Here is an 11,590-nt window from a genome sequence, read left to right as displayed (position 1 = left end):
GTCGCTCTATCGACGAGCTTCTCCATCCCGGCTTACGTGGAACTTGTCCAATCTCGTAAACGGCTATGATTCTTTTTGCGGGAAATGTTAATCCAATCCCAGTTGGCAGCGATATGTTCTGTCATTTCCCCGTTAGCTACACTCTCCCCATCCATCAGAGAGAACGCTGCAAGTTGGACGAAACTAAATTCAGAATAACGTTGCTTATGAGCCAATCTAAATTAAGTTCAGTAAGCGTTGCGATATAAGTTGGGCGAAATTCTTCGTTAATGAATGTGTCGTCGCTACTCATCCGGTTCGGCTCTTCGCCTGTTCTGCATAGAAAAACTAGAGCGGAAGATTTGAACGCCCCCCTTTAGTAGTTCCATTGGATTTTATGCAGTCAAAACAACACGTAAACCGCTTGGCGTTAAGCTTCATTGGAATATGTCCAATAAGATCCCATGCTTTTTCACTTATTCCGTAGTATTCGCTGAAAATAGCCCAATCCATTGGATGAAATGCAGTCTGCATACCATTTGTCCGCTCCATCCCTACTTTTTACTGTACATTTTCCAATGGCATAAAAACAACACGCCCTCCTGCCAGCTCCTGTGCTGCAGAAAAGCGTGTCGATGCCGTACCCGTAACATTTCCTGTAAACTAGATCAGTCCAAATTCCTTGCCCACCTTCGTTAATGCGCCCAGCGCGAAGGCCAAGTCTTCCTCGGTATGCTGTGCCGTGATGATAAGGCGCACGCGCCCCTTATCCATGGCTACGGTCGGATAGACAATGCCCTGAGCGCAGATGCCTTCCTCCAGCAGACGGCGGGAGAAATCCAGCGCGCGCGCCGGCTCGCCAACGATGATTGGAATGATAGGCGTCTCGCTGCCGCCGGTGTCGAAGCCCGCGGCCTGCAAGGATGCGCGGAACGAATTCGCATTGTTCCACAGCCGTTCCGTCAGCTCCGGCTCGTTCCGCAGCACCTCGATCGCAGCCAGGCAAGTGGCGGCAACCGAAGGCGGAAGCGCGGTGCTGAACAGGAAGGAGCGTGCCGTATGCGTCAAGTAATCCTTCAGCACCTGCGAGCTCGCGACATAACCGCCCACGGCGCCGATTGCCTTCGACAACGTGCCGACTTGAATATGCACGCGGCCGTGCAGCCCGAAATGGTCCGTGGACCCTTTGCCATGCTTGCCAAGCACGCCGCTGGCATGCGCATCGTCTACGTAGACAAGCGCGTCATAGCGTTCGGCCAGCTCGACGATCTGCGGCAGCGGCGCAATGTCCCCGTCCATGCTGAAGACGCCGTCCGTCACGACGAGACGCTGACGGAACCCTCCGCATTCCTTCAGCACCGCTTCCAGCTGATCCAGATTTTTATGCCCGTAAATACGCTTGTTCGTCTTCGTCAGACGTATGCCGTCAATAATGCTGGCATGATTGAGCTCGTCGCTGATGACCACATCATCCGGTCCAAGAATGGATGACAGCACCCCTTGGTTCGTTGTAAAGCCCGATTGGAATACGAGCGTCGCTTCCGTGCCTTTGAACTCGGCCAACCGGCGTTCCAGCGTATCATGAATGTCCAGCGTACCGGTAATCGTACGCACCGAGCCTGCGCCGACACCATAGGTCGCGATCGCTTCGGCAGCCGCCGTTTTCAGGCTTGGATGCTGTGTCAGCCCCAAATAGTTGTTCGAAGACATTTGCAGCACCCGCCGGCCGTTATCCAGCGTCATCCACGAATCCGAGCCGCCTTCCCATACCGTAAGCGGACGATAACGTCCAGCTTGCTTCAGCTCGTTCAACTGCCGTTCGATATGTTGAAACCCTGCCATGCTCAAGCACCTCCGTCATGTTTCTTCGTTATTGGTTATTTATCATGCCAAAATACAATTTTGCCGCAGTTCCCGGAAGCCATCAATTCAAACGCTTCCTCATATTGATTCAGCGTGAAATGATGCGTCACGAGCGGAGCCAGATTCAACCGGCCCCAACCCAACAGCCCTTTAACCTGATACCAAGTATCGAACATGCGCCGCCCTGTAATGCCCTCGATATGCAATCCTTTGAAAATAATGTCCTGCGCCAAATCGAGCGGCACTTCTTTGGTCGGGATGCCGAGCAGCGATACGCGCCCTGCCATTGCAGCCGCTTTCAAAGCGTCGCGAATGGCATCCGGATGGCCGGACATTTCGAGCATGACCTCGATGCCTTCCCCGTTCGTCGCTTCCAGCAGCGCCTGTGCCATCGGCACCTCGCGGCTGTTGATGACGACATCCGCCCCCATCGACTTGGCCATCGCCAGGCGGTACGGGTTAATATCCACGGCATAGACGGAGCCGCTGCCGCACGCTTTCGCCACGGCAATCGCCATCAGACCAATCGGACCGACCCCGATAACCGCTACGCTTTTACCAACTACGTCTCCCGACAACGCCGCCTGCACGGCATTGCCGAGCGGATCCTGCAGGCACGCGATGTCGAACGGCAGCATCGGATCATTTTGAATGATATTGCTCGCCTTCACGACCGCATACTCGGCAAAGCAGCCCGGTATCGTAATCCCGAAGCTCTTCGTATTCCGGCATACGTGCGCATTCCCGGTGCGGCAAGCTTTGCACACCCCGCATACGACATGGCCTTCGCCAGACACATAATCGCCTACCTTGACATTCGTTACCTCATCGCCAATCGCCTCGACGACACCCGCGAATTCGTGTCCGAATACATTGGGAGTAACGACCGTACGCGCGGCCCAATCGTCCCATTTATAAATATGCACGTCCGTGCCACAAATGGAAGAGGCTTTGACACGCACCAGCACTTCATGGGGACCGCAAGTCGGAACAGGCACTTCCTTGAGCACGGCGCCGGGTTTACGTTCTTCTTTCACCAAGCCGATCATCGTTCTTGTCATAAACCGATTGCCCCTCCTTTGATTTTTTTTTACAATAGAAAGAAAAACCAACTTTAAACAGTCATCTGTATAATATATTATACGTTTGTGCGCTATATTGTACATGGTGTTTTGTATTCTATTGGAAACCTGCTGTACGAATCGTTGGAGAGGAGATCGGCAATGCACGAACCGATACATAAAAAAATCGGAAAGAACCTTCAGGATATACGAAAATCGCGGAATTTAAGCTTGGATCAAGTCGCTGAAATGAGCGGCGTCAGCAAAGGCATGCTCGGGCAAATCGAGCGCGGGGAATCCAATCCGACCATCTCTGTATTATGGAAAATTGTGAACGGACTGCGCATTTCCTTCGCTACGCTGATGGAGGAATCGACACCGAATGTGACGGTAGTCCATATGGAAGACACCTCGCCGCTCGTCGAGGAAGAAGGGGCATACCGCGCATATCCCATTTTCCCGTTTGAACAGGACAAGGGCTTCGAAGTATACAGCGTCGTCATCGAGCCGGGTTGTTCCTATACGTCCGAGCCGCACTACGATGGAGTCGATGAATTCATCATGGGCATGGAAGGGGAACTGCACGTCGTTATCGGCGGCGAGACCTATGTGCTCCATCCTAGCATGGCGATGCGCTTCACGGCTAATCAAAGCCACACCTATACCAATGTAACAGACAAGCCGATCCGATTCATTACGCTCATCCATTATCCGTCTGCAAATAAATAAGCTCAGGGGCAGCATCTCCCCTCGGATCGACAAAACACCTTGATGGCTGGTATTATCCCCTTTAAGTAGACACTCAAAAAAAACCTTGTGCTATCATGAGGAACAAGAGTGAACTTGGAGGGGATTTTTCTATGGCTAGAAAGGGACAAGTGTTTCAACAGTATACCGAAGAATTCAAACTAGCAGCAGTCAAAGCGTATTTAGAAGGGAAGTCCAGCTATAAAACGGTAGCGGAAAAGTTAGAAATCAGAAACTGTACCCAATTAAAAGTATGGGTAAGGAAGTGGCAGCATGGAGAAGCGTTCGATATCCGTAAAGGGGTATCGAATCCTCTTAAGGGACGTCCGCGTACAGCCTTTGACACTGTGGAACAAGAACGGGATTATTTGAAAGCACAGGTCGATTACTTAAAAAAGCGGTATCCAAATCTGGTAAAGGAGGCACGCTCCGTTCGCAGGATAACTACCAAGTGATTGAAGAGCTGCGTGATCTCTATGATGTTACGCGTTTGTTAGCCATTGCGGGGGTACCTAGGGCTAGTTATTACAAGTGGCGAGCGACACGGTCATTAAGGGCCGAAAGACAAACAAGGGATCACGAGATCAAGGAGCACATGATGGCTATTCACTTTGCGCACCCCTATTTTGGATATCCTCGTATGATGACAGCTTTATGGGAGGCTGGTTATCGTATTAACCATAAAAAAGTATGGCGGCTTATGAAGGAATTATCTATCCAGTCCGTCATTCGCAAGAAACGAAAGCGTTCTAGTTCTACGCCTTCCGTCGTGTATCCTAACCGATTGAAGCGTCAATTCCATGCTGTAGGTCCGCAGCAGAAGCTAGTCACCGATATTACGTATATCTCCGACGGCACACGCTTTTATTACCTGTCGGCGATACAAGATCTGTTCAACAATGAAATTGTGGCTTGGCAATTATCCGAGCGAAACGACGTAAAGCTGGTGCTGGATACGATTGAGCAGTGGACACGAAAAAGAGACGTTTCGGAAGCCGTGCTCCATTCGGATCAGGGCTTCCAGTACACGTCTCAGGCCTACAACTCACGATTGGAAGCATTCAGCGTCAAAGGCAGCCACTCTCGCAAAGCAACCTGCCTGGATAACGCCTGCATCGAATCCTTCTTTTCGCATCTCAAAACAGAGAAGTTGTATCTTCACCAGTGTACGTCAGAAGCTGAGATTCTTCAAGCTGTAGAAGAGTATATCTACTTTTATAATTATCAGCGCTTTCAAGCCAAACTCAAACAGCGCGCGCCAATTGAGTATCGGCACGCGCTGGCTGCATAGCTTTTTTCATCTGTCTACTTGACAGGGGTATGACCAGGCCGGCAAGTCCGCTCAAGGTGTTTTTATGTTGTACAGATGATAGGGGTCACTGGAGCTTCATCGTTGACTCCCGATTCATGAGGCGAAACGGCAGCAGCATGCGGAACGGAAACGGATATGGATTGCTCATGCTGTCCAGCAGCGTCTTGGCGGCGGCATAGCCCATCTCGAACTTCGGGATATGAATCGAAGATAACGGAGGCGAGCTGTATTTGGAAAATTCGATATCATCGATCCCGATGAACGCCATGTCATCCGGTATGTGCAGCCCTTGCTCGATAACGGCCCGCATCGCCGCGATGGCCATCATGTCGCTGGCGCAGAACATGGCCGTTGGAAGCTGCCTTTGCTGAAGCAGAAGCTGCATTTCCTTATAGCTGCGATCGGCATCCCATGCCGCGTCAATCGTCCATTCCGGTCGAACTTCGACCCCGGCCTCTTCGCAAGCGAGCTTGTATCCGCGGTATCGCTTCTCCCGTTCCAGCTGCCCGAACAAGCCTGCCCCTCCGATAAATCCGATTTGGCGGTGCCCGTGATTCAACAGATGCTGCACGGCCGTCCGCGCGGCATTCAAGCGGTCATAGGAGATGACCGGAATATCCGGATCTGCCACATCGATGCCAACCAAGAACGGAACCCGCTCCTTCAGCCAATGATAGGCCGCTTTATCCATGCCTTCCACGCAGATGACGCCGTTCGGGGGCCTGTCTTGCAGCAGCGCATGCCGCACGGCGTCGCTCTTTAATTCAGCCTGTGTATGAAGAAAAGCGAGCGTAATGCCCTCTTCCAGCAGCTTCGCTTCAATCCCTTGCAGAATCGGGGAATAGTAGGGATGGTTATACTTGTTATCCGGCAGCGATAAAATGCAGCCGATTGTTTTGACAGAAGATTGGGTCTGTGCTCGTTGTCCCGTTGTTGCCGACCGTCTGGGCGCGAGGCTCGTGCGATAATTGAGCTGCTGGGCCGCCTGCCATATTTTGTGCTTCGTCTCTTCGCTGATGCGCCTGCTGTTGTCATGATTCAAGACGCGCGATACGGTTGAAATGGATACTCCGACTTGTTCTGCAATATCCTTCATGGTGGCCATACTCCGCCCCCCTCCCGATTACAAATTCGTTAGCATTTGGAATGATTTCGTATGGTAAATTATACTGGCTGGACGGAAGAATGAAAAGATCTCAAGGCTAACCGCACGAGCAGACCGCACCGATAATCGGTTGCGGTCTGCATTAGCGATGGAAGGCTAGTCATTTTCCACGGCATGCGGCATACGGCTTCGTGAAATAACGATTGCTGCTTCCAGCGGCTCAGCTAGGTGCATTGACGAAGCACGAAGGCGCATCCTTCCAGGAAACGCTGCCTCACCGCCCGTTCTCCCTGCGGACCGGCAAAGATCAAAGCGTTGCAATCCGCAATGAATTGCTCGAGCGGCGTACTGTTCATCGGATCGGGCTCGCTCAACGAATTGCGCTTCATCGTCAAATAGTCGCTCCATGTCATGCCGCATGGGCGCTCGCCATACTTGCGCTCGATGAGCTGCCAGGCAATGCGGCCCATTTCCTGCACGCGTTCGCTCTGAAAACGGCGCTCTTGAGCCCGAACGAGCCGGCGGAGACGCAGCTGCGGAGCCACCTTGCGCCACCGTTTGGCGCTTAGGAACAACAGCAAGGCAATTATCCATACGCCGAGGATGATCAATATAGGCATCCTTGTAATGAGATAGCGAAGAAAAGCCCCGAGCGCGGACAGGCCCTCTTCACCGGTGGCCAGCCGCTTCCATTCCGAGCCAAGCCGTGTCAATGTCTCCCATTCCGAGACGAAGTGCTTCCCTACCGCCTCCACCCCGTTCCGCCAAGCTTGAGCAGCGACGGAGCCGGCATGCCGCACCCGTTCCCAACCAGTAAGCGGCGCTTGCGGCTGCAGGGATTGCTCAAGCAATTCTTTCACATCGGCTGGCGTGTTATAGGTTAATAACGCTTCATGTGACTCATTTCCCCCCTCCTCCGACTCTGTCCAGGCTTGAGCGAAGGAATGCAGAACGGCGTCCGCTGTCCCCGTACCGGCCCCGCCTGTCAGACCGATTGATGGAGTCGCTTCAAAGGGAACCCAGCCGACCGTCGGGAAGTACACTTCCACCCACGCATGCGCATCCGAAGCGCGCACGGCATAATGGCCGGGTGATTGCGCTTCGCCCGGGGAGAAGCCTTTTACCCATCGCGCAGGAATTCCCTGCGTGCGCAGCAGAATAGCCATCGCTGTCGAGAAGTGGTTGCAGTACCCTTGGCGGGCATCGAACAAAAAGTGGTCGACGAAGTCCCTTCCCTCTGGCGGAACGGAGGTATCCGTCTTCGTGTACGTATATTCCCGCAGCAAAAATTGCTGGATGCGCAGCACCTTATCGTACTGGGTATCTGCCCCGGCAGTCAGACGGGCGCCGAGTTCACGCACACGCCCCGGCAAATTGGCGGGAAGCTGCAATTCAACGCGTTCGACCTCTTGCGGCAATTGGGTCTCGCCTGATGCGGAACTCTCTGAGACTGTCCGGAGCATCTCTTCGTCCAAGCGGAATACGCGCGTCTCATATTGATACGTTATGGAAGCCGCTTTTCCAGATGATGCCGCGTCATAGCGTTCGCCGCCAGGAAGATAGCGCAGCGCGGGCAGGCTTTGCGGCAGATCCGGGGCGGATCCGCTCGCCGACCAAGAAAGAAGCCTCTCTGCCCTGCCGCCGAACAACAGCGGAAGCTCCGGCATGAATCTGGACTCCGTTATCGTCTGCGTAATCGGTTCCGACCACCCCTTGAGAGCCGCGGACGAATCATCCCGCAGCGCTCCCGATGCATCCAATGTCTCTGCCTGCTCCGGCTTCGACGTCCACCCCTGTCCGGTATAAACAGACTTGCTCTCCCCGCGCCAATACGTCGGCTCCGGCGAAGCAGCCTTGAACAGCAGGCGCGAATCATCCCGAATGGGCCCGCCCAACTGCGTATCATCTCGGCTATATCCCGTAAGACCCGACTGTGAATTCGCAGATGAGCTTTTCCCTTTATCGACGGCATAAGCCGCTGTCTGTCCCGAATAATCGAAGCTTGAGCCGTAGGAAGCGGTCAGCGATTGCGTCCATTCCTGCAACGAAGGCAACGGGCGCGGATTTGTCCAGCCATATGCGTTCAGCAGTCCGACACCTATGCCTACCACCGCCGCTGCCGCAAGCAACGAGGAGAGCAGCCATTGGAACGATCGGCTTCCCTGTCCGCGTTCTCTGCGTTCCGTCTCCAACGCCAAGCGTTCGTCCAGATGAAGCCACGCCGACAACAGCAAGCTCCAGCCTGCCACACGGACAATCGGCACCGCCGCATCCATGCCGAATCCCCATTGAAAGCCGCATAAATAACAGAGCGTTGCGACGGAAAAAAACAACACCGTCCGGCGGCTCAGCAGCAAAGACTGTATCGAGGCCGTAAGCATGGCCCAACCGATAAGCAGCAGAAGCGTGCGTGTCTCCCCGCTCGTGCTAAGCCACTTTCCCTCCAGCCAAAGGCTCACATCCGATGAAAGTGCCGAAGCCATGAGCGATAAACCTTCCGGCATGATAGCTGAAAAGGAAAAAAACGCCCCGCTAGCGGAATCCGCTTCAAAGCTATGCCGGACAGAGCCGAACATCCATGCGGTTACGCCTACCGCCACGGCTCCGCGCCAGATGAGGGAAGCGGCCGTGCTGCGGATAACGAGACCTATCCCCAAGTAAACGGCTATGGCCCATAAAAAAGGCCGAATGTCATTCAAATCAATCTGCTGGCTCAATTGATGCAGCGGATAAAACCATTCAGCGAACAAAGCATACAACAGCACGGAAAACCCCGCGCGCTTCCACAGCGGCATTCCATTTCGCACTGGCTCCCGCTGCGCTACGGCAGTACGTCCCGCTTGAAGCCCGTTACCCCTCGAAAGTTGCCGCATGTTCGGCGTGCGCATCTTTCTCACCTCTTTTTCGCCCGGCGCGTTCCGCTCCGGTTATATCGAACTTGGCGCGATAGGGCCGATCGTTGAAGTTAACGGCTGAATTCATTCGGTCCGGTGTGCCCGATCGAACAGCGCCGGGATGTTCCTCGCCGATGAGCCAGCGATCAATCTCTCTGGCGCCAGCATAGGCCAGCATCCGCTTGACGGCAGCCCCATCCCGGCTGAAGCTTACAGCCGTCATTCGCCCGCTCGTCAATCGGTTCTGCTGCGGCGGTCCCTGTTCCAGCTGCCATGGAAGCTCGCCGCGCGCGCCGGGACGCTCCGCCGCAAGCGCAATGACCGCATTCCATGCCCCTTCTATCGCAGCGCCGTCGCTAAGCCATATGAGCCGTACGGGCACGTCCTGCTCCATCGCCTCCCGCACGGCTGTCGCCGCTACGGACAGCACGGCTTCCATCTCGGCGGCGGTCCGGCTCATGGCGTCGGACCCGATCCGTTCGGCGGGCACCGCAGCGCAATGATCGTTGTTGTCCGAGCCTGTCCGCCATACGGTATCATCGACCACGAGATCGAGGCAGGCGGCCGTTGCCGATTCTAGCGGGCGGACGGCGAGGATGCGGCGCTTGGCATACGTGCGCCAGTCGATGGCCCGCTGCGAAGCGCCTGCCCGGTAAGGCTGCAGCTCCACGCCTGGCGTTCCAGCTGCGCTATGCCCCATCACTCGAACCGCATCGTCACCGGCTTCGCTGCCATTTGCCGCGTTCGGCTCCATATCCCAAGGTGCTGCCCCCGCTGCTCCGGCCGTGTCAATGAGACTGCTTGCTGCTGCAGGCGGCGGGATGACGCATACCGGCGCGTCCGCTTCTTCCGCAGCAAGCGGCACTTTTTGCCCGAACCAGCCGAACCAATCCCCGATCGTCAGCTCTGTCCGAGCCAACTGATAGACGCCGCGCGGGGCGCCCTCGAAGGAACTCGTATAAGCAACCGTTCTCCGGCCGCGGGGGAACAGCAGCCTGTGGCAAACCCAAGCGCCTCCATCACCGCCCGTGCGCGTCCATACATCCGTCGCCATAAGCCAAATCGCGGGCAAACGCCGCTTAGAGGCCAGCGTAATCTTGAAGCTCATCGCTTCCTGCCCGGAGCTCCATTCGCCCGCAGGCTTGTGCGCAACCTGCACGGATCTCAGCTTGGCCCCTATCCGGCGGATCCACAGCCCATACAGCAGCATAAGTGCAAGCAGAATGGCGAGGAAGCACTCGGCCGCGCTCTCGCGGTACAAGCCGAGACAAGCAAACAGGCCGCAGCCCAAGGCGGTGAACGCGTAACGCAGCGCGATCTTCATCGGAACAGCCCTCCGAACCAGATGCGGCTGCTTGCATTACGGACGGCAGCCCCTGGCGCCGGCCGCGTTCGAGAGGCGTTCCCGCTCTCGCGGAAGGACGCCCGCCCGCGCTCGTCCTGCTGCCGCACCGGCTTGGCAGGTCTGCCCGCGCCTTGCGCACCGCCCGGGAATCCGGGTACCGCCGTCTGCAGCAGCACCTCGGCCAGCACCTCTTCCTCCGTTACGCCGGAGAGCGCGGCTTCGCGCTGCAGCAGCAGCCGATGCGTCAACACTGGCATTGCGACCGCCTGCACATCTTCAGGAACGGCATACGTGCGCCCCTCTACCCAAGCATGCGCTTGGGCCGTCCGCATCAGCGCCAGCGTTCCCCTTGGGCTCACGCCCAGCCTGAGGGCCGGATGACGGCGCGTTGCAGCGGCCAAGTCCGCCATGTAGCGGCACAGGACGACGTCAAGGTGGACTTGGCGTACACGCTCGATTAACAACCGCCACTCCTCCGGCGACCAGAGCGGATTCAGACGGCGCAGCGGCGTTCCCGCCTGCTGCCGCAGCAGCATGTCCGCCTCCTGCTCCGCCGCCGGATAGCCGAGCGACAGCCGCATCGCGAAGCGATCCATTTCCGCCTCCGGCATCCGGTACGTGCCTTCGAAGGCGAGCGGATTTTGCGTCGCAACAACGAGGAACGGCTGCGGCAGCGCGCGCGTCGTGCCGTCCACCGTGACCGTTCCCTCCTCCATCGCCTCCAGCAGCGCGGACTGCGTCCGTGCCGGTGCCCGGTTCAGCTCGTCCGCCAGCACGACGTTCGCATGCAGCGCGCCTTCGCTGTACCGCAAGCCGCCGGCGCCCGGCTCCCACATCATGCTGCCGGTAATATCGGCAGGCATCATGTCGGGCGTCATCTGTATGCGCCGGAAGCTGCCGCCCGCAACTTGCGCCAAGGCGCGCGCCAGCAGCGTCTTGCCGACGCCCGGCACATCCTCGAGCAGAATATGTCCGCCCGACAGCATCGCCAGCCCGGCCAGCCGGACCACCTCCCGCTTCCCGACGACAACCTGCTCCAATCGTTCCATGAAAGAGGTCCAGCCCCGTTCCGCAAACGCGGCAAGCCACACATCATGATCCCGGGCGGCAAGACCATCCGCGCTTGAATTCATATTATTGGACACGTGATTCCCTCCCTTGCAAACCTATCCATTTTCATAGATTGTGAAATGACAACAATTGACAACAACAAAAAGCCCGGAACGATTCCCGCGCTTCTACGCACGCACTGTGAACCGTCCCGGGCCGTTCTAGCATTATTCT

The 11,590-nt window shown here is 56.3% G+C and carries 8 protein-coding genes; 2 read left to right on the top strand and 6 right to left on the bottom strand.

All coding sequences use genetic code 11. The features are described 5' to 3' along the window. Nucleotides 1-642: 642 nt before the first annotated feature. Nucleotides 643-1,821 (bottom strand): glycine C-acetyltransferase, encoded by a 1,179-nt coding sequence (locus JSQ80_RS14225; protein ID WP_206095733.1) that lies wholly within the window; start codon nt 1,819-1,821, stop codon nt 643-645. Between the two features lie 35 nt (nt 1,822-1,856). Beyond that, nucleotides 1,857-2,903 (bottom strand): L-threonine 3-dehydrogenase, encoded by a 1,047-nt coding sequence (tdh, locus tag JSQ80_RS14220; protein ID WP_206095732.1) that lies wholly within the window; start codon nt 2,901-2,903, stop codon nt 1,857-1,859. A gap of 162 nt (nt 2,904-3,065) precedes the next feature. On the opposite strand from tdh, the gene JSQ80_RS14215 reads away from it, so the two are divergent. Together JSQ80_RS14215 and JSQ80_RS14210 are read left to right on the top strand one after the other, a co-directional pair. After that, the gene (locus JSQ80_RS14215; protein ID WP_087434298.1) at nt 3,066-3,632 is read left to right on the top strand and encodes a helix-turn-helix domain-containing protein; all 567 of its coding nucleotides are present in this window, start codon (nt 3,066-3,068) and stop codon (nt 3,630-3,632) included. Nucleotides 3,633-3,763: 131 nt separating this feature from the next. Then, nucleotides 3,764-4,941, top strand: a protein-coding gene (locus JSQ80_RS14210) for an IS3 family transposase (protein ID WP_206095731.1) whose coding sequence is annotated in 2 segments (ribosomal slippage) — nt 3,764-4,052 and nt 4,052-4,941 — 1,179 coding nt in all. Because the reading frame shifts where the segments join, the coding sequence is not laid out codon by codon here. A gap of 85 nt (nt 4,942-5,026) precedes the next feature. Here JSQ80_RS14210 and JSQ80_RS14205 read toward each other — a convergent pair. The 4 genes from JSQ80_RS14205 to JSQ80_RS14190 all read right to left on the bottom strand — a co-directional run bounded on the left by JSQ80_RS14205 (nt 5,027) and on the right by JSQ80_RS14190 (nt 11,451). Next, nucleotides 5,027-6,067, bottom strand: coding sequence for a LacI family DNA-binding transcriptional regulator (locus JSQ80_RS14205; protein ID WP_206095730.1), 1,041 nt, complete (start codon nt 6,065-6,067; stop codon nt 5,027-5,029). Between the two features lie 224 nt (nt 6,068-6,291). Beyond that, a complete protein-coding gene (locus JSQ80_RS14200) occupies nt 6,292-8,955 on the bottom strand; it encodes a transglutaminase-like domain-containing protein (protein WP_206095729.1) in 2,664 nt (887 codons plus the stop codon). Continuing rightward, the gene (locus tag JSQ80_RS14195) at nt 8,918-10,285 is read right to left on the bottom strand and encodes a DUF58 domain-containing protein (protein WP_206095728.1); all 1,368 of its coding nucleotides are present in this window, start codon (nt 10,283-10,285) and stop codon (nt 8,918-8,920) included. The genes JSQ80_RS14200 and JSQ80_RS14195 overlap by 38 nt, the downstream gene beginning before the upstream one ends. Next, nucleotides 10,282-11,451, bottom strand: coding sequence for an AAA family ATPase (locus JSQ80_RS14190; protein ID WP_087434302.1), 1,170 nt, complete (start codon nt 11,449-11,451; stop codon nt 10,282-10,284). The genes JSQ80_RS14195 and JSQ80_RS14190 overlap by 4 nt, the downstream gene beginning before the upstream one ends. Nucleotides 11,452-11,590 lie beyond the last annotated feature (139 nt).

The organism is Paenibacillus apiarius (genome assembly GCF_017052585.1).
Taxonomy (GTDB): Bacteria; Bacillota; Bacilli; order Paenibacillales; family Paenibacillaceae; genus Paenibacillus_B; species Paenibacillus_B apiarius.
Note: the sequence above shows the minus strand (reverse complement) of the source record. Positions and strands in the feature narration are given on the sequence as shown.

Excerpts from the sequence above, each read along its gene's own strand:
- JSQ80_RS14225 (WP_206095733.1), bottom strand. The coding sequence starts at position 1,821 with ATGGCAGGGTTTCAACATATCGAACGGCAGTTGAACGAGCTGAAGCAA.
- tdh (WP_206095732.1), bottom strand. The coding sequence starts at position 2,903 with ATGACAAGAACGATGATCGGCTTGGTGAAAGAAGAACGTAAACCCGGC.
- JSQ80_RS14215 (WP_087434298.1), top strand. The coding sequence starts at position 3,066 with ATGCACGAACCGATACATAAAAAAATCGGAAAGAACCTTCAGGATATA.
- JSQ80_RS14205 (WP_206095730.1), bottom strand. The coding sequence starts at position 6,067 with ATGGCCACCATGAAGGATATTGCAGAACAAGTCGGAGTATCCATTTCA.
- JSQ80_RS14200 (WP_206095729.1), bottom strand. The coding sequence starts at position 8,955 with ATGCGCACGCCGAACATGCGGCAACTTTCGAGGGGTAACGGGCTTCAA.
- JSQ80_RS14195 (WP_206095728.1), bottom strand. The coding sequence starts at position 10,285 with ATGAAGATCGCGCTGCGTTACGCGTTCACCGCCTTGGGCTGCGGCCTG.